A 17,233-nucleotide genomic window follows, 5' to 3' on the forward strand; every position below is an offset into this window, starting at 1 on the left:
CGCCAAATCGGCCTACAGCACTTCCTCGCCCAGCAGGCACACCCCGAAGTGCGCCGCACGCTCCGCCAGCTCCGTGTAGGCCATCGCGGCCGGCGCGGCATCCCACGTCATGAAAGCGAGAGCGGCGACCGCCTCGCTGCGCATCATTCCCTCCTCCCACGGCACGCACGCAGCGGCGCACCGCTCGGCGAGCTCGGCGTCGGCCAGGCTCGTGGTCTCCCGGTCCATGCCGGCCTGGACGTCGGCGACGCCCTCGCACCAGGCGCGGTGGCCCCTGGACAGCAAGTCGTGCAGCGTGGCCGGGTCGCTCGCATGCTGGGCCTGGGCGGCGAGTTCGAGGAGCAGGGTGGTGGGGTTCGGCTCCATGGTCATCTCTTCCATCCACTGTAGGGGGCCGCTGCGCCGAGGAGCGCAGCGGGCGGTGGTCATCAGCTGTGCACGGTGCAGCCGTCGCATAATGCGCGGCCGGCGCGGCGGGCCAGTTCGGGTTCCTTGCGGGGCTTCTTCTTCAGCGCCGCCCGTACCTGCTTCTTGAGGGCGGTGAACTACGGGCCGTCGTCCGGGCAGACGACGCCCGGGTCGGGCGCGCCGTACTGCTTGGCGTGCCGGATCAGGTGGGTGATGCGCCAGTCCGCGCGGAAGCTGTCGCCCCGGGCCTGTTCGACCTCGGCGTACAGGTCGGCCAGCCGCGGCCGCCGACCGATGGAGAGCAGTACGTCGTGGCGGGAGGCGAAGACGCACAGCGAGCAGGAGCAGCGGGAGGTTCCAGCCCAGTCGCCGGCGCCGGGCACTCCGACAGTTTGCGCACGATAAGGCGAGTGAGATCCTGCTGGCTGAGGATAGGCAGGATTTACGAGTTGGTGCGTGATAGCGGGTGAGGTGTGTTTGACCTGGTCGTGGCCCGATTTCAGGCAGTAGTGGTGCGGTCGGAGACGAGGCCGGCGATGGCGCGGTAGGTGTCGGACAGTCGGTCGCGGCGGTGGGTCCAGCGGGTCAGTTGCTTCCAGCGTTTGTGATCAGCGAGGGCGTGTTCGACGGTGATGCGGTCGCAGGAGTGGTCGTGGCGGTCGCGTTCCCACTGTTCGACTCTGCCGGGAAGTGCTCCCGGCCGGGGCTTTCTCGGCGGTGTGATCGCTTGCCCGCGGTGGTCGCGGCTCAGGCCGAGGTATCCGTCGTCCAGGAGGACTTCGACGTCGGGGAAGTGCTGGAAGCAGACGGCGATGCCTTCGTTGCGGGCGGCCGTGGCGTCGTGCATACGCCCAGGTCGCAGGGCATCCGTCCATAACGTGCGGCCTTGATCGTCGGCGATGACGGTGGCCTTCATCGTGTTCTGCTTCTTCTTGCCCGAGACGAACGCTCGCCGGCCGCCGCGGCCGGCCGGTGGCCGGCGGACCTGGATCTCGGTGGCGTCCAGCCGCAGCTCGATGCCTTCGGCCTGGGCATAGGCGAACACATCCGTCAGCGTCCGAAGCCGCAGGCCGGGACGGTCGGGAACCGCGCACCCCCGCTCCGCCAGGAGCGTGCGCACCTCTGCGATCGCCCGAGTAACGGTGGAACGGTCGACACCGAACAGCAGCCCCAGCACCGAGTGCGGCAGGTCGTGCCGCAGATGAATCAGTGTGGCCACCAGCCGGTCGACGAACACCAGCTGATGGCGGGCGCCGGCACCCGCGGCCCGCTTGCGGACCCCGCCTCGAACAGCATGCCGTCGACCCTCGAGTCCGGCCTGCCACGGCACCGCCAACTCCTCGGCCAGGCAGGCAAGATGCTGTCGAGAGATCCCCGTGAACAGCCGATGCGATAACACCGCACGATTGACCATGATCGCCACACCCGGATCATGTCACCTGCCTGGCAGAACACCTCAACCGCTATCACGCACCAGCTCGTTAGAGGTCATCTCATTTGGATTCTTCGGTAGCCTGCTGACGTGGGGATTGTTGAGCGGTTGGTGCCGGATGAGTTGTGGGAGCTGTTCCAGCGGGTGGTGCCGGAAGCGCCTTCCCGACCTCAGGGAGGCGGCCGGCGTCGGCACGGTGACCGGGAGGTGCTGGCTGCGATCGTGTTCGTGGCCACGTCGGGCTGCACGTGGCAGCAGCTGCCGTCCGCATCGTTCGGGCCCTCAGGAGCGACGGCTCACCGGCGCTTCGCCGAGTGGACCAGGGCCAGGGTCTGGGCCAAGCTGCACCGTCTGGTCCTCGACGAACTCGGCGCCCGCGGTGGGCTGGACTGGTCGCGCTGTGCGATCGACTCGGTGAACATGCGGGCCCTGAAAAAGGGGACCTGACAGGCCGAATCCTGTCGACCGGGGCAAGTACGGCTCAAAGATCCACTTGATCACCGGTCTGCCCCTTTCCGTCGGCGTCTCGGGAGCCAACCTGCACGACAGCCAGGTGCTGATCCCGCTGGTGAAGGGCATACCGCCAGTCCGCTCCCGGCGCGGACGTCGACGACGCAGGCCGGGAAAGCTCCACGCCGACAAGGGATACGACTACGACCACCTGCGGCGATGGTTAAGCGAGCGGGGCATCACACATCGCATTGCCCGCAAGGGTATCGAGTCCTCGACCCGCCTGGGCCGGCACCGTTGGACCGTAGAACGCACGATGTCCTGGCTTGCCGGATGCCGGCGACTGCACCGCCGCTACGAGCGCAAAGCCAAGCACTTCCTCGCCTTCACCAGCATCGCCTGCACCCTGATCTGCTACCGCCGACTCGCCAAATGAGATGACCTCTTATCGACCTGGGCCGATAACCAAGCGAAAATCCTGCATCTACTTGGCTGGACAGCAGGTTTCAGCGATTTCGGCCACGTCCGTACGACCGTGGAGGCAGCTCTCGTTCATCCATCGCTTGCCTGAATGGTTCCCGACCAGCCTCGGTGTAGCAATGGTCAATGAACAGATCCCTGAGGCGAAACCGGCGGACGAGGACGAAAGCGATCGGTACGCCAACGACATGCACCGCTACGCCTCCCAAGTCCTCTGGCTGGCCGCCGGCAATAGGCCGTCGTGATTGCCGCCCGATACGCCCCGATCCCCTCAAGCGGCCAGAGTGACCCCGTCACGATGGTGTGGTGTGATCCGGCATCCGCCTCGCGGGGTGGGGGCGGAGCGCCGCCCGGTGCGGCCTACTCGTAGGCCCAGGCCCGGCCGGTCTGGCGGTACTCCTCCACCGGAATCGGATCGACTCCGGCCCTCATGCGGGCGGTGTACAGCAGGCCGTCGAGGTGGTCGACCTCGTGGTGGATGAGGCGGGCGAGGCCGCGTTCGTACACGGTGGTGACTGTCTCACCTGTCAGGGACGTGGTCTCGACGGTGATCTTCAGGGGCCGGGGGACGAGGCCGCGGACGTCGAAGAAGCTCAGGCAGCCTTCGTACTGCTCGTCCACCGCGTCGGAGCGGTCGGTGATCTTCGCATTGAGCAGGATGACGGCGGGTGCGTCGCCGGGCGGCTGGACGACGGCTGCGGTGCGGCCGATGCCAATCTGCGGTGCCGCGATGCCCATGCCCTTGGCGAAGGGGTGGACCTGACTGATCCGTTCCATCGCGGCGAACAGCTCGTCGGTGATGCGCTCGGCTTCGTCGCGCTCGGCGGGCAGGGTGAAGGCCCGGGCCGGTTCGGCCAGGATGCCGGCGCCGTGCTGGACGACTCCGAGGTCTCGCATCTGCTGGCTGGGCCGCACGTCAATCACCTGAAGTCCCCTTGTTCCGCATTGTGTTCGGGCCGTGCCCGGAACCTCCACTCCAGACGGTACCGAGCGTGGAGCGCGGGCGTGGTCGTGATCCACGTGAATTGCCGGAGTTCACCGTCGTCGCTGCGGACGGGCGGGGTCCGCAGGGGTGAGGCTTCGGCGGTCATGGAGGTCTCGGTGCCCCACACGACGGGGTCGAGGGCAGTGGGGAAGGCAAGCTGGACTTCGAGTTGTTCGGTGGGCAGGCGTACGGCCCGCTGGAACCAGTTGCCCCATTTGTCGTCGCCGACGGTGTAGGCGTACTCGATCCACACGGACTCGCCGGGGTAGAGCGGGAAGCGGCCGTGTTCGTTGTCGAACAGCAGCCAGACTTCCTTGAAGGCGTCGCGGTCGTGCTTGGCCTGCCAGCGCATTGTCTCGCCGCGGCAGGTGGCGGTGAGGTCAAGTTCGTCCCAGGTCAGCGGGTGGGCTCGGTAGTGGGCATTGGACCGCTCGGGATAGCCGGGGTAGCGGTCGACGGAGATGCGGATCAGGTAGCGGGTCACTGGTTCGTCGCCGGTGTTCCGCAGGAGCCGGCGCATGGTGAGCCGGTAGGAGTGGCCGTCGTACTGGAGTCGGGCGGCGTCGTGTTCGACGACGAGGGCGGACCCGGTGGCGTACGGCTGCTCGTGCCTGCGCTGGGCCGGTGGGGCCGTGGGCCCGCGCCGGGACCTCGTGCGGGCCTGTTCGTAGTCGCACCAGCGCCGCCAGATCGCCTTCCCGGCGTTCAGGTGCTCGTCGGCGAGCCGGGCGAACTCCTCGGTGGGCTTGTGGCGGCCTGACTCGACGTGGCTGACGTACGACGGGTCGAAGCCCATGGCCTGGGCTAACGCCCGCTTGGACATACCGCGTACTTCCCGCCAGTGGGCCACCTCGGCCGCGAAGTCCTCGGCCGCCTGCTCGACGGTGATCTCCTCGCTGTGCGCGTCCATCGAAGCCCCGCTCCGCGTCACTTGGTGGTGAGCATGAATGAACCGTGAGTGATCCAAGTTCATCATCCCGTCACGGCGTACGTCGCCGTTTTCCTTCCCTCAGCGGCCCGGATCGACCCCCGGGCGGACGAGGAAGGCGACGCATCATGCGCGTGCTGTACCTGCTCAACATCTCCAACCCCGACCGGTTGTCGGCGGATTCGGGATGGATCTTCGCGGACCTACTGGCCCCGGCCCTGACCGACGCCGGGGCCGAGGTGACCGTTGCTGCCCCGGCTGCGGCCGGGGATGCCCGCTGCGGCTTCCACCGGACGAAGGTGCCCGGGACGAAGTACCGGGCCCGCTTTTCGGCGGACATCGACGAGTTGGTCGCCCTGATCGGTGTTCAGAAGCCGGATGTGGTGGTGGCCAACCAGATCGAGGAGGCCCCGGCCGTCCGTACGGCTCTGCTGGAGGCCGGGTCGGATGCGCTGCTGGCCGGGTACTGCCACTACCTGCCGTTCTCGTTTGCCTGCGGCGGTCAGGTGCTGCTCGACCCCTCCCTGGACGACGCGGGGCTCGGGCGGCCGGTGCTGCTGGCGTTCGCCGCCGGCCTGGCCGCGTGCGATCGGGTGATGGTCCACTCCTCCACGGCCGCCTCCTGGGTGTCGGCCGCCGCCACCCGGATGACGGTGGACCTGGGCGACCGGCTGCGAGTGGTGCCCGCACCGCGTGACGAGCGCCTGGTCCGCGACCCCGCCACGATCCGGCCCACCTCCGGCACGGGCGGCGCGATCGGTGTCTACAACCACCGGCTGTACGCGCACTACGGCACCGATCAGTTCGTGGACCTGGCCCGCGGCCTCAGCGCCTCCGGCGCCGTGCGGCTGCGGGTCATGGACCTGTTCGGGCAGCGCCGGGCGGAACGCAAGGGCCTGGACGACAGCCCCGAGAAGATGCGCGAGAAGCTCGCTGCGCTGCCTCACGTGCAGGTCGTCTCCGACCGTGGCGACCGCGTCCGCTACAAGAACCTCCTGGCTGGCGCCCGCTTCGGCATCGCCCCGTTCAGGCACGGCTGCCCCTGGTCCATGAGCGTCATCGACTGCCAGGGCATGGGCCTGCCGGTCATTTCGCCTCGCCTGGGCTGGCTCGCCGAACACATCGACCCTGAACTGTGCTTCACCACCCCGGCCGAAGCCGTCGCCTTGGCCGAACGCCTGGTCACGGACGACGAGTTCCACGCCGTCCACGCCAAGCGGGCCCACACCTCCACCACCGACTTCACCCCTGCTCTGATCGCCGCCCGCTACCTGGAGGCGCTCTCGTGACCGGCTTCGACGCCGTCTTCCTCTCCTACGACGAGCCGATGGCAAACTCCCTGCACTCCCGGCTCCAGCGGACGCTCGGCGGCACGGTCAAGCGCCTGCACGGGGTGCACGGAATGCGCCGGGCCTACCGGCTGTGCGCCGAGGTCGTCGAGCGCGAGCAGTTCTTCCTCGCCGACGGAGACTTCGCCGTCGACACCGACTTCGACCCCGCCACCGTCGAGCCGCTGGACGAGGGCGTCTCTATGCGGGTGTGGCGGGCGGTCAACCCGGTCAACGGCCTGACCTACGGTTACGGAGGGCTGAAGCTGATCCGCCGTGGTGCTCTGCGGGAGATGGGCGAGGCCGTGGACGTGCTCGCCGCCCTGCCCGGCCGGATCGAATTCGCCCAGCACACCGCAGGGATCACGCGGTTCAACCAGAGCCCCTTCCACGCCTGGAAAGCTGGTTTTCGCGAGTGCGCGATGCTCGCCCGCGGCAGCGAGTACGGCATGGCCGACAACGATGCCCACCAGCGCGTCGAGGCATGGACATTCAGCCGCAGCGGCGAGTTCGCCCCCTACGCCGCCGCCGGGGCCCGGGAGGGCGTCGCCTTCGCCCGCCAGGCAGCACGTGACCCGAAGCAGTTCGACCACCTCAACGACCCCACCTGGCTGCGAGAGAGGTTCACCGCCGCCCACGGGGACCAGGCGGTCTCCGGATGACCGGCTCGCTCGTCCTCATCGAGCCGTACGCGAACCGCCTGGGCGGGCACCACCAGCGCACGCTGACGGCCCTCGCCCAGGCGAGGCCCGGCAGCCTCGTCATCGCCCCGCAGGGAATCGCTCCCGAGGCGGCACGTGACCTGCGCGAGGCGGGCGCCCGGCTGGTGACCGCACCGGCCGGGCTTCCGGCTGCCGTGCTGCTGGCCGTCTCACGGCTGGCGGCCGGGCTCTGCGCGGCCGGACAGCGTGTGTTCCGGTCACCCCTCTGGCCCCGCTGCGTGCGGAGGCTGCCGCACCAGGTCACCCTCATCGCCCGCTGCCTGGCTGAGGCGTCCGCGCTGCGGACCGCCCGTCGGCTGGAGTCCGGCGCCGACGTGGTGGTGATCATGACCGCGAGCGAGGCCCTGCATGGGGCCGCTGCCTTCCTCGGCGGCCAGCCGCACCTGCGGTTCGTCCACGAGGCGGTCACGACCGAGGATGCCGTCGTGCGGCTACTGGGCCGGCTCGCCCGCATGGGCGAGCAACGGGTGATCGCCGTGTATCCGACCCAGGCCGTCGGCGATCAGTTCGCCGCGGCGTTTGCCGACCTGCCCGCGGTGGTGGGTGCCTTCGCGGTCGATGACGGCCGCCGCCTGAGTGCCGCTGAGCGCGACGGCGGCCGGGCCGCGTTCGACATCCCCGCCGCCGAGGCCGCGGTCTGCCTGGTGGGAGGCTGGTGGCCCTACAAGGACATCACCGTCGTCGACGCCGCCCTGGCCCGGCTCAAGGAGCCCCTGCACCTGCTGGTCACTGGCTCCCTGCTCGACGAAGCCGTCCTGCAGCGGTGGCGGTCCCTGCCCGGCCTGCGGGTGCACACTGTGCCCGGCCCCGTTAGCGACGCAGTGGTGCGGCTCGTGTACGCCGCCGCCGACGCCGCCCTCGTCACCCGTCACCCCGGGACCGGCAAGGAATCCGGACTCGTCATGGACGCCGCCCGCCTCGGCGTCCCCCTGATCGTCTCCGACCACGACCCCGCGCTCACCGCCCGCCTGCACGGCCAGCCCTGGGCCCTGACGTTCCCCGCCGGCGACCCGGACGCCCTCGCAGAAGCCCTGCACACTGTCATCCGCCAGCCACCCGAGACCCCCGGCTCCCAGGCCCCGGGCCTGCTCGGGATGCGGTCGGCCGCCGAGCAGGCCGACTTCCTCACCCGCACCTTCGCCCCCTTGCGCACGAAGGAGTCCTGAATGCTGAGCACGCCTCCCGCGCTGATCGCTGTCGTCGGCCCCATCGAGCCGTCTCTGCTGGCCGCCTGGGCCCGCCACTACCGGTGGCTGGGCATCGAGCGGTTCCTGATCGCCTTCCACTTCCCCGACCACGTCCCCAACGCCCAGCGGCACGAACTCCAGGCCGCCTGCCGGGAGCTGGGCATCATCCCCACCGGCACCAGCACCGGTCCGTGGCACGAGCACACCAACACCCAGCTCAGAGACGCCCTGCGGCACCGGGCCGGTCCCGGCTGGCACCTGCTCGCCGATGCCGATGAGTTCCAGCAGTACCCCGCCCCGCTGAACGAAGTGATCACCCAGGCCGAGAAGTCCGGAAGCCGTGTGGTGGGCGGTCTGATGCTCGACCGCGTCGCCGCCAGCGGACGCATGACCGGCTGGAGGCCCGAAGGCGGCCTCGATCTCGCCTTTCCCCTCGGAGGCCACCTCACTCACCGGCTCCTGCACGGCGACCCGAGAAAGATCGTCCTTGCCCGCCACGACGTCACCGTCTCCTCCGGCAACCACCGCTCTTCGGGGCACCGGCCGGACGCGGACCGCATCTGCGCGGTTCACCATTTCAAGTGGCGCTCGGGCGTCCTGGACGACCTCCGCCGACGGGTCCAGCACTTCACCTCCGGCACTTGGCAGGAACACACACCGGCCGTCCGCGACGAGGCCGGACGGCTGCTGGCCCACGTCGGCCAGCACGGCGGTGTGATCAACACCAGCGATCCGCGGTTCGCCTTCCGCCGGGTGAGCCTGGACCGGATGCCCTTCAGCTGGCCCTCCGAGGCCCGCAGCATCTTCACCACCTGGCGTCCGCACGCCCACAGCGGCCAGGATTGACCCACGACGCTCTCGCTCGCGGACACCATGTCGCGGAAGGATGACCACGTGCCCCTCGCCGTACTCCTGGCCGGCCTCACCGGCTCCGGGAAGACCACCGTCGCCCAGGCCCTGGCCGACCGCGGCTACCTCCGGCTGTCCGTGGACGAGGAGGTCCACCGCCTCCACGGCCGGTACGGCGTGGACTACCCCGAGCACAGCTACTTCGAGCGTGAACGGCCCGTGGTCGAAGCAGTCCGGGACCGGTTCATCAAAGAGGTCGAGGCCGGGAACAACGTCGTCCTGGACCACGGCCTGTGGCGCCGTGCCGAGCGCGACGCCTGGCGGCAGGCCGCCCGCGAAGCGGGCGGCCTGCCCGTGGTGGTCTACCTCCCCGCCGACCGCGACGAGCTACTGCGGCGCTTGGCTGAGCGCAACGCACGCGAGGACGCCAACGCGCTGACCGTCTCCCCCGAGGCCCTGGACGACTTCTTCGCCCGCTTCGATCCCCCGGCCGACGACGAGGACGTCATCGTCTACACCGGGGATTTGGACGTACTCGTGACGGCGCTCACCGAGGCCCGGGGGCGGTAAGACGAGGCACGACCCGTAGGGGGCCGTGCCGCTGCGGGCGGCGGGCAGGCGACGGACGTTGCCGACCGCAGCGGCCTGTTCCCTCAGATGCTCGATCTCCTGGTGCTGGGCCGTGAGCCGGGAGATGGCGAGGGTCTTGAAGGCGGTGAGCTCGGCCAGGGCCTAGTCCCGCTTCCCGAGCCGTTCCTTGAGCTCGGCGACCCGGGCCTTGAGCCGTTCAATCTGCGCGGCCCTGGGGTCGACGGTCTGCCCAGCCTCCTGCAGAGCCGTCAGGCGGCGTTCGAACTCCTCGGCCAGGTTCTGGTAGGGGCCGGGTCGGGTGGTGCCGTCGCGGTTCTTCTTCGGGTAGAAAGCGTCCACCAGGCGGCCAGACTGCGGGCGGCCTGGACCCGGTGGGCCTCGGCCTCCTCCAGCCAGCGGGCCTGCGCCCGTTCGACGTGCGAGATCATCACGTCCAGCCACCTCAGCAGCTGCGGGGTGTCGTGGAGGCGGGCCGCGTGCTGGAGGCTGGGGAAGTCGCTGCGCGCGGCGTAGTGGCCGGCGCACGCGCGCAGGATGGCGGTCAGCGTCTGGCTGGCCTGCGGGGGCGCGGGCCGGTCGTCGGTGTCGGTCGGGTCGCGTTCCAGCCATCCCCAGGGCGCGTCGGCGGAGTGGGCGAGCACCCGGACCGTGTTGCCGTGGTGGGCGCGGCCGCGGATGCGTACCAGCGGCTCGGCGGGGAGCTCCCGCGCGCTGACGGATCCGAGACTGGCGCGGACGGCGTCGAAGCGGTCCCACCGGGCGGGGCTGCTGGTCGCGGTCACGTGGACAGTTCCCGTGGCTGCGCCGGTGAGGGGGTAGAGCACGGCTCCGGTGGCGTCCGCCTCGGAGGGAACGGCGCGGACGGTGCCGGACGGGTCCGGGAGGAACGGGGCGGGGTATGCGCGGGCGACGGGCGCTGAGCTGCCCCCGCACGGCCGTACGGCGGCCTGCACGGCGGCGGGCTTCATGCCGTGCAGCCATTCGCGCTCGATGCGCCACCCGCAGACAACCGGGTCTGGTTCCTGGTCGGTCTGCACGACCAGGGTGGCCAGGACCGTGCAGCTGCCTTCCAGGGCGGCCGTGACGGCGGCCTCGATGGTGGCGAACTCGTCCGGGTCGGCGTCCAGGTGCCATGCGGGGGCGGTCGTGACCGTGACGGTGGCGCTGGCCAGGCGGTACCGGCCGTCGATGTCCACTGCGGCGTAGTGCAGGCGGTGCCGTCCAGCCCCCAGGGCGGTGAAGAGCTGGGCGAATGCGAGGTGCGCGCGGTCGTGGGCGGCGGTGATCGCTTCGTCTCCGGGGTAGGGCAGGCTGCGGCGGTCGGCGCGGGCGGGCTGGTCGGGCTGCGGGTTCGGCACGGTGACTCCAGCGGGGCGACGGGTTGGGGGCCGGCTGCGCGCAGCGGGCGGGGGTGCCCGCACGCCACGGCGGGCGGGCACTGGTCAGATGACGGGGCGGCGGCGGCCCAACTCGTCCAGGCGGCGGATGCCGGGCGCGGGCTCCCGGAAGTGGCACCAGGTGCGCCCCATGACGTCCTCGGCGGTGTAGAAGTGCACCGTCCGGGCCCGGCCGCTTCCGCCTGCCGTGGTGTACGCGGCGGCGTACCAGTAGCCGTTGATGTTGAACGGAACGGCGTCCTCGGGCCACTCGTGCGGGATGGGGGTCAGGTGCGCTCGGCGGGCGTGGTGCAAACGGCGGTCGGTGGTGAGGTCGACCGCCATGAAGTGGTCCCGCTCTTCCGGGTGCTGCTCGCCGAACTCGTCGTCCTGCTCCCAGCAGGCGTCGCAGTGTCCGAACCACGTGCACGGCAGGAGGTACAGGGGGCGGTCGTACATCTCGGTGATGCTGCCGTGTGGTAGGTGACGCTGCTACCGATGAACAAACTGGGCGCGGGGGCGGTCTCAGGCATGGGCGGTCTGCCAGGCCTTCGTGTTCCACTCGCGGGTCAGTTCGTCGGCATACGCGACGTCGCGCGCGGACTCGGCGTCCAGCGCGGCCACGACCCGGACGCTGCCCCGGATCTGGTCCGCGCGGCGCTGGGCGGCGGCGGACTGCTCCTGGCGCTCGGCCTCCTCCTCCGGCACGCGCCGCACGAGGAAGATCCGGTCGTCGCTGGTGAAGATCACGAGGTAGCGGCGGAAGTCCTCGATACGCGAGGGGCGGGCCGGGCCGGTCGTGGTGTCGGCCAGCTGAGCGCGGGCCTCGGCCAGCAGCTTCGCCGCTTCCTCGGTCGCCTTCACGCCCGTGTCCCGCTGGTGCTGGTTGCGGCCGTAGAAGACGCGGGCCTTGTCGCGGACGGGGGCGAACTCCACCGGGGCGTAGATGCTGATGATCCGGCGGGCGTAGGCGTCGCGCTGGTCCCGCTCGGCCTGGGCGGCGCGCGCCGTGTCGGTCACCTTGCCCTGCGTCCAGCTCAGCGCGGTAGCGGCGCACGACGTGCCGTAGTACACGACGTCTTCGGCGGTGCCGTCCTCGTTCCCGTCGGCGTCCAGCGGCATGAGCGCGACGGTGCGCTTGAGTCCGCGGCGGCCGCAGCAACCGCACGTGTCGTAGTCGTCGACGATGCCTTTGATCGTCCACTTCCAGATGGGCATGGATGGCCTTCCGTGGGGCGGTGGGTGTCGAGCTGCTGGACGTCCGCCGGCGCGGCCTGGGCGCGGGGAGGGGCGGACGTGTTCTTGGCGCGCGGTCTGCTCCGCAGACGCGACGCGCTGCCGCTACGCGGCAGGGCCGGCGGGCAGCGCTCCGCGCTCCTGATGCGGGGTTGAGCGCTCCGCGCTCGGGGGCGGGTGCGGCCACTGCTGGCCGGTGGGGCCGGGTGGGCACCCCCGTGGGGGAGTTGGGGTGCCCACCCGGCGGTCAGGGGGTCAGACCGTGGTGAGGGCGAATGCCTTCTCCATCAGGTCGGTCGCCGCACCGCTGATGACCCGCTCGGCGCGGGCGTTCGCCTTCTCGGCGTCGGTCTTGCCCCGGGTCGGGGCGACGTGGTTGGCGTACTCGGTGAGCGCGTTGTATCCGGCCCACCGCGTGCCCCGGATACCGGCCTGGGTGTCGGCGTGCTCGAACAGGTTCGAGATCGCCCCCCACCGCTGGCGCTGGTTGGTCTTAGCCTCGCGCTTTCACGAGGTGGGCTGTCCGATGGCTGATCAAATAAGCGAGGAGTGCCTCTGACCTGGGACGATGGGACTTGTCTAGGGTCCTGTTCGTCATTAGGAAAGCTGCACTCCTCAGGTGAAGAAGAGTATCGGGTCGTACCCGCGTGTACGTGTCCGGGGCGACGGCCGCCACGTCGTCTCGCAGGCCGGTTCGGTTCTGCTCGTCGAAACAGTCCGCAAGAGTGGGCTTGACCAGGCGATATCCGCCGCGCTCGCGCCCTGGCGGAAGTCGCGGGCCATCCACGATCCCGGCAAGATCTTCCTGGACCTCGCGCTGGCGGTCGCCCTCGGCGGGGACTGCCTCGCCGACATCGCCACGCTGCGGTCCGAGCCGGACGTCTTCGGCCCGGTCGCCTCCGACCCGACCGTCTCCCGCCTGATCGACACCCTCGCCGCCTCCGGTGAGAAGGCACTGCAGGTCATCCACCGGGCCCGGGCCGAAGTCCGCTCCCGCATCTGGTCGTTGGCCGGCGACAACGCCCCCGACCAGTGCGGTGAGGTGACGGTCGATCTGGACGGCGTCCTGGTCCTCGCCCACTCCGACAAACAGGACGCGACGGCGACCTGGAAAAAGACCTACGGCCATCATCCGCTGATGGGCTTCGTGGACCACGGCCCGGGCGGCACCGGCGAACCGGTGGCAGCCCTGCTGCGGCCCGGGAACGCGGGATCCAACACGGCCGCCGACCACATCACCGCAACCCGCCTCGCCCTGGCTCAACTACCCAGGAAATACCGGCGCGGACGGCAAACCCTGATCCGCACGGACTCAGCCGGCGGCACCCACGGGTTCGTGTCATGGCTCACCCGGCGGGGCCGGTGGCTGTCCTATTCCGTCGGAATGACGATCACCGAGGCGATCCACCAGCACGTGCTGAAGATCCCCGAACCGGCCTGGACACCGGCCATCGAGACCAGCGGCGAGGTGAGGGACGGGGCCTGGGTCGCCGAACTGGCCGGCGGCGTCCTGGACGGCTGGCCGCCGGGCATGCGGCTGATCGTCCGCAGGGAACGACCGCATCCTGGGGCCCAGTTGAGGTTCACGGATGCCGACGGCATGCGGCTCACCTGCTTCGCGACCAACACCGCCGGCCGGCCGATCGCCGAACTCGAGCTTCGTCACCGGCTGCGGGCCCGCGCGGAAGACCGTATCCGGGCCGCCCGGGCCACCGGCCTGCGCAACCTTCCCCTCCACGACACGGCCCAGAACAAGGTCTGGCTGGAGATCGTCCAGATCGCTCTCGACCTGCTGGCCTGGATGCCCATGCTCGCCCTGACCGGCAAGGCCCGGCTCTGGGAGCCCCGCCGCCTGCGGTTCCGCCTGTTCACCGCGGCCGCCCAACTCGTCACCACGGGCCGTCGGCGGATCCTCCGCCTGGCCCGCCACTGGCCCTGGACCGACGAGATCACCGCAGCGCTGGCCCGGCTCGCCCTCCTCCCCAACCCAGGCTGACCAGCAGCTTCCCCGTCCCTGCGAGCATCAGCATCACAGCCCGGGCAGTGGAACCCGGCGCCCAACCGGAGCGACACTCGGGCCCTTGGCCTGCCTGCGACCCCTCACAGAAAGCGAAACGGTCCGCCGACTCCGTCGGCGGACCGTCGAGAAAGATCGAGGTTAGCGCGGGCGTGGTCGCTGTCCTTGACCGGCCACATCTCGTCCACCACCGACTTCAGCTCGCTGAGCGTCATCTCGGCTTCGATCATGCGCTGTGCGGCCTGCTCGAACTCCTCGGCGTACCGGAACGTCAGGCCGAGGGCGGAACGGGCCTGCGCGATACGGGCCTTGGCTCCGGCGGTGTGCCGCACGACGAACGAGGACCGGGCCCCGTGGATGGCCGCGCGCATCGTGTTCGCGCACACCACCCGGACCGGTGTCACCACGATGCGGAAGGCTGAGCCTCCGTCGTGGCTGTTGAACGCTGCGATGTACAGATCAACGTCGTCGTTCCCGCCGATCGTGAGACCCTGCGGCATCTTCATGGTCAGGAACACCTGACGGCCGTCCTTGAGCGATCCGGCGGTCTCGAAGTGCGCGCCGGACTCGTCGGCCAGAAGGTTGAGGAACTCGGCGTGTTCCTCGTTCTGCACGGGGTGGTAGTCGCTGCCGACCACTCCGAGCGTCTGCGTGCGGCCGGTCTTGGGGTGCGTGCGCGCGGTCGCGAAGTGCTGCGGTACCTCCAGCGGCGTGGTTCCGTCGGCAGTGATCTCGGTCGCGGTGAGGGGGAGGAGTCGCACGTTCCAGCCGGACAGAGACGCGATTCGCATGGCGTCTTCGGCGGTCATCGCGCCGTTGGTGACGGTGCCGAGCTTGTGCCAGGCGCTCGTGTTGGCGGAGGCGAAAGCGGCGGTGCCGTCGGTGAACTGCTCGATCTCGTGAGCCACTTGCGGCTTCCCTTCTGGTGACGAACTTTCGGCGTGTCCGGTAGGGGGCCAACCCTTCCGAACTGGTTCCATAATACCTAACTCCGAGGGCGGGGCAACCGATTAAATCCCTGGTGCGCCCCACCCCCGGGGCGGTCTGCTGACCTGCGGTTACGACTGCGGCGGCTTGTGCCGGGTCAGGTCACTCTTCCTGCTCGGCAAGGGCGGTGACGCCGTAGTAGAGGTACTCCGGCACGTGGAACTTGTTGGTCTCGACGGGGTAGTACTGCGGGCGCTCGGTGACCATCCGGAACATCCGCCACCCGTCGACCGCGTCTGTTTCCGACCATTCCAGAACCTTGCCGAAGCCTGCGAGCGTGTCACCCACTGCGAGGTACTTGACCTGTGCGCGGTAGCGCATGGTTCCGGTCCGGTCGCGGCCCTCTTCCTTGACCACATGGGCGCGGGGGTGGGTCTTGAGCTGCTGGGCGATCTTCTGACTTATGATCAGTTCCCTTCCGTGTGGGCTTACCGCTGCCAGTGCTGCGGCAGTGCCGTGACGCTCCACGTGTGGACTCCGGTCAGTGCGGTGACGAATGCGCCGTTCCTGTACTCGCTGAGGCGGTAGAGCACGGACTCTCGTCCTCGGCGGTCCAGCTCGCGCTCAATGCGCGTCACCCAGTAGCGGCCGTGGCAGCACTCCTGCGACCCGTGGTAGCTGACCAACTGCCCGATGCTGGGGCCGCTGTCCGCGTGTAGGGCGGCGGACAGGTTGGACAGGGCCGTACCGAACGTGTGGGGCGGCAACGGCACGTCGGCCAGCGCGGGCCCGGTGTGCCCGGCCCGTACGCCAGAGATCCATCCCACCTCGAACAGTGGCCGGGCCAACTCGCGCACGTCGTGCGGGAAACCGGTGTTCTCGGGGAGCTGTTCCAGTGCCGCCCGGAAAGCGGCCTCCATCTGCTCTCGCTCACCCTCGGTCGCCGGAACGGCGCGGTGGGCGGGCTCAATGCTCGTCATGCTCACAGCGACTTTCCCTCCGGTTGGTGTAGGTGCTGGGGCTGTCCGGGGGGCCCGGCAAACCGGGCCCCCCGGAATTGCCTCCTACTTCAGTCCGCGCGTCCGCAGAAATTCACTGATGCGGAATGCGATGGCTCGCACCGAAAGGGATGCTCCTCGGAACGTTCCGAGAATGCGGGGCCCGGTTTCGCTGTCGTGGATGATGTGGAACTCAAACCCCTGAGCGACCGGCAGAAGAATTCGGATGGGACCGGCCGTGGTCTCGAACCGAATTGACGTGGTGTTGTCGTCCTGGTTGTGCTCGATGACAGCGTCACGGAGGAGTTCCGGGCGCGGGAGGAAATTGGCGATCCGGCGGGCCTTTGCGGCCTGAGGGGTCGTGATCTCGCCCGTGCTGGGAGCCACCTTGCCTCCGCTGATGACGATTTCCACGCTTACGCCTTTCTGTTGACGAACGTTCGGCGGTGCCGGTTAGGGGGCCACCCTTCCGACATGTTCCATAATACAGTATTCTTGATCTGTTGCACCACCTCGCGCGCAAACTCCTGCGCTATCTCTTGCGTCATCCCCTGCCCTCGACCAGCGGCCGACCTTGCCAACACACCAGGTCAGGGGGCCTCTTACGCGTGGTTGGGGAAGCTGACATCCCCTCTGCTGCCGCTCTCCCTGCCCGAATGAGAAGAAAGGTGGGGGCGGGCTAGGGCGGCGCGGCGGCCTCGGGGATCGGGGCCGGGGGTTTCAGGTTGCGCGTCGGCGGGGCCTCCGCGCTCGGACGCTGGGCGCGCCCGAACCGGCGCAGCGGGCTCCTGCGTTGGGCCCGTCCCCTGGCCTTGGCTTGCCCAAGAGCGGGAGACACTTGCATCTTTCGCGAGAAATTGAGATGAGTGTAGGCAGATCAGATTTGAATTGAAACAGCGTCAATTCCTATCTGACAAACTCAACATTGCATGTCTGGTGTGGGTGGTGGGTTTCGCCGTCCGGCCCTGGGAGCCGTTCGGCTCCGGTGCCTCAGTTCGTTGTATTCCGGCGTTCTGAATTCAGGGGTTCGGTTCTGTGGCCGGAGTATCGGTTCAGTGACATTCAGGTGCAGACTCTCAACCACCTCACCTCGGTGGGTGCAGTGGCATAGGCATGGTTCCAGTTTCCATCCCTAAGTCACTTTGAAGCACAGGGAGTGGTCTGGTTTTGACATGGGTACATGCTGCATTTGGGGTGCAGTGGGGGTGGGGTATGGTTCCAGTGTTGTGAGGTTCGGTCGGGATGTCACTGGGATGTTCGGTCTTGAATGTCACTGACGTGTAGGTGTGTTGGTGCTGTTCAAGGGGCAGTTGGGGCGA

General features: G+C 69.3%; 19 protein-coding genes and 1 pseudogene. 7 read left to right on the top strand and 13 right to left on the bottom strand.

All coding sequences use genetic code 11. The features are described from left to right. Window positions 1-12: 12 nt before the first annotated feature. The 3 genes from ACF08B_RS38450 to ACF08B_RS38460 form a co-directional block, all read right to left on the bottom strand. A complete protein-coding gene (locus ACF08B_RS38450) occupies window positions 13-372 on the bottom strand; it encodes a hypothetical protein (RefSeq protein ID WP_392321685.1) in 360 nt (119 codons plus the stop codon). Window positions 373-545: 173 nt separating this feature from the next. Continuing rightward, on the bottom strand, window positions 546-791 hold the full coding sequence (locus ACF08B_RS38455; protein WP_392321686.1) for a hypothetical protein: 246 nt from the start codon (window positions 789-791) through the stop codon (window positions 546-548). Window positions 792-907: 116 nt separating this feature from the next. Beyond that, window positions 908-1,822: a transposase family protein gene (locus tag ACF08B_RS38460; protein WP_392321702.1), complete on the bottom strand. Its 915-nt coding sequence runs from the start codon at window positions 1,820-1,822 to the stop codon at window positions 908-910. A 114-nt stretch (window positions 1,823-1,936) separates the two neighbouring features. On the opposite strand from ACF08B_RS38460, the gene ACF08B_RS38465 reads away from it, so the two are divergent. Beyond that, a protein-coding gene (locus ACF08B_RS38465) for an IS5 family transposase (protein WP_392321703.1) occupies window positions 1,937-2,726 on the top strand; the annotation gives its coding sequence in 2 pieces (ribosomal slippage) (window positions 1,937-2,284 and window positions 2,286-2,726; 789 coding nt in all). Window positions 2,727-3,130: 404 nt separating this feature from the next. Here ACF08B_RS38465 and ACF08B_RS38470 read toward each other — a convergent pair. Both ACF08B_RS38470 and ACF08B_RS38475 read right to left on the bottom strand, forming a co-directional pair. Further along, window positions 3,131-3,694 carry a peptide deformylase gene (locus tag ACF08B_RS38470; protein WP_392321687.1) on the bottom strand — a complete coding sequence of 188 codons (564 nt, stop codon included), beginning with the start codon at window positions 3,692-3,694 and terminating at the stop codon, window positions 3,131-3,133. Continuing rightward, on the bottom strand, window positions 3,691-4,665 hold the full coding sequence (locus tag ACF08B_RS38475; RefSeq protein ID WP_392321688.1) for a multiprotein-bridging factor 1 family protein: 975 nt from the start codon (window positions 4,663-4,665) through the stop codon (window positions 3,691-3,693). The genes ACF08B_RS38470 and ACF08B_RS38475 overlap by 4 nt, the downstream gene beginning before the upstream one ends. 146 nt (window positions 4,666-4,811) lie before the next feature. On the opposite strand from ACF08B_RS38475, the gene ACF08B_RS38480 reads away from it, so the two are divergent. The 5 genes from ACF08B_RS38480 to ACF08B_RS38500 are packed head-to-tail and all read left to right on the top strand — an operon-like array spanning window position 4,812 to window position 9,339. After that, entirely contained in the window at window positions 4,812-5,972 is a 1,161-nt protein-coding gene (locus ACF08B_RS38480; protein WP_392321689.1) for a glycosyltransferase family 1 protein, read from the top strand. Further along, on the top strand, window positions 5,969-6,673 hold the full coding sequence (locus ACF08B_RS38485; protein ID WP_392321690.1) for a hypothetical protein: 705 nt from the start codon (window positions 5,969-5,971) through the stop codon (window positions 6,671-6,673). Before ACF08B_RS38480 ends, ACF08B_RS38485 begins: the two co-directional genes overlap by 4 nt. Next, window positions 6,670-7,899, top strand: a complete 1,230-nt coding sequence (locus tag ACF08B_RS38490) for a glycosyltransferase (RefSeq protein WP_392321691.1) — start codon at window positions 6,670-6,672, stop codon at window positions 7,897-7,899. Before ACF08B_RS38485 ends, ACF08B_RS38490 begins: the two co-directional genes overlap by 4 nt. Further along, window positions 7,900-8,766, top strand: coding sequence for a hypothetical protein (locus ACF08B_RS38495; protein WP_392321692.1), 867 nt, complete (start codon window positions 7,900-7,902; stop codon window positions 8,764-8,766). Between the two features lie 48 nt (window positions 8,767-8,814). After that, entirely contained in the window at window positions 8,815-9,339 is a 525-nt protein-coding gene (locus ACF08B_RS38500) for an AAA family ATPase (protein ID WP_392321693.1), read from the top strand. A 269-nt stretch (window positions 9,340-9,608) separates the two neighbouring features. On the opposite strand, the gene ACF08B_RS38505 is transcribed toward ACF08B_RS38500, so the two are convergent. The 4 genes and pseudogenes from ACF08B_RS38505 to ACF08B_RS38520 all read right to left on the bottom strand — a co-directional run. After that, the gene (locus ACF08B_RS38505) at window positions 9,609-10,718 is read right to left on the bottom strand and encodes a hypothetical protein (protein WP_392321694.1); all 1,110 of its coding nucleotides are present in this window, start codon (window positions 10,716-10,718) and stop codon (window positions 9,609-9,611) included. Window positions 10,719-10,802: 84 nt separating this feature from the next. Beyond that, a complete protein-coding gene (locus tag ACF08B_RS38510) occupies window positions 10,803-11,195 on the bottom strand; it encodes a hypothetical protein (RefSeq protein ID WP_392321695.1) in 393 nt (130 codons plus the stop codon). 66 nt (window positions 11,196-11,261) lie between these two features. Beyond that, window positions 11,262-11,954, bottom strand: a complete 693-nt coding sequence (locus tag ACF08B_RS38515; protein WP_392321696.1) for a hypothetical protein — start codon at window positions 11,952-11,954, stop codon at window positions 11,262-11,264. A 273-nt stretch (window positions 11,955-12,227) separates the two neighbouring features. Then, a pseudogene (locus ACF08B_RS38520) lies at window positions 12,228-12,461 on the bottom strand (DUF932 domain-containing protein); the annotation flags it as partial. A gap of 130 nt (window positions 12,462-12,591) precedes the next feature. On the opposite strand from ACF08B_RS38520, the gene ACF08B_RS38525 reads away from it, so the two are divergent. After that, complete coding sequence (locus tag ACF08B_RS38525) at window positions 12,592-13,968, top strand: IS1380 family transposase (RefSeq protein WP_392321697.1); 1,377 nt, start codon at window positions 12,592-12,594, stop codon at window positions 13,966-13,968. A gap of 104 nt (window positions 13,969-14,072) precedes the next feature. Here ACF08B_RS38525 and ACF08B_RS38530 read toward each other — a convergent pair whose 3' ends face one another. The 4 genes from ACF08B_RS38530 to ACF08B_RS38545 form a co-directional block, all read right to left on the bottom strand. Then, entirely contained in the window at window positions 14,073-14,897 is an 825-nt protein-coding gene (locus ACF08B_RS38530) for a DUF932 domain-containing protein (protein ID WP_392321698.1), read from the bottom strand. Between the two features lie 181 nt (window positions 14,898-15,078). After that, on the bottom strand, window positions 15,079-15,444 hold the full coding sequence (locus ACF08B_RS38535; RefSeq protein ID WP_392321699.1) for a hypothetical protein: 366 nt from the start codon (window positions 15,442-15,444) through the stop codon (window positions 15,079-15,081). Then, window positions 15,405-15,896 (bottom strand): hypothetical protein, encoded by a 492-nt coding sequence (locus tag ACF08B_RS38540; protein WP_392321700.1) that lies wholly within the window; start codon window positions 15,894-15,896, stop codon window positions 15,405-15,407. The genes ACF08B_RS38535 and ACF08B_RS38540 overlap by 40 nt, the downstream gene beginning before the upstream one ends. Before the next feature lie 84 nt (window positions 15,897-15,980). Then, on the bottom strand, window positions 15,981-16,328 hold the full coding sequence (locus ACF08B_RS38545) for a hypothetical protein (RefSeq protein ID WP_392321701.1): 348 nt from the start codon (window positions 16,326-16,328) through the stop codon (window positions 15,981-15,983). Window positions 16,329-17,233: the final 905 nt, after the last annotated feature.

It is taken from the genome of Streptomyces sp. NPDC015139 (assembly GCF_043079785.1).
GTDB lineage: Bacteria > Actinomycetota > Actinomycetes > Streptomycetales > Streptomycetaceae > Streptomyces > Streptomyces albidocamelliae.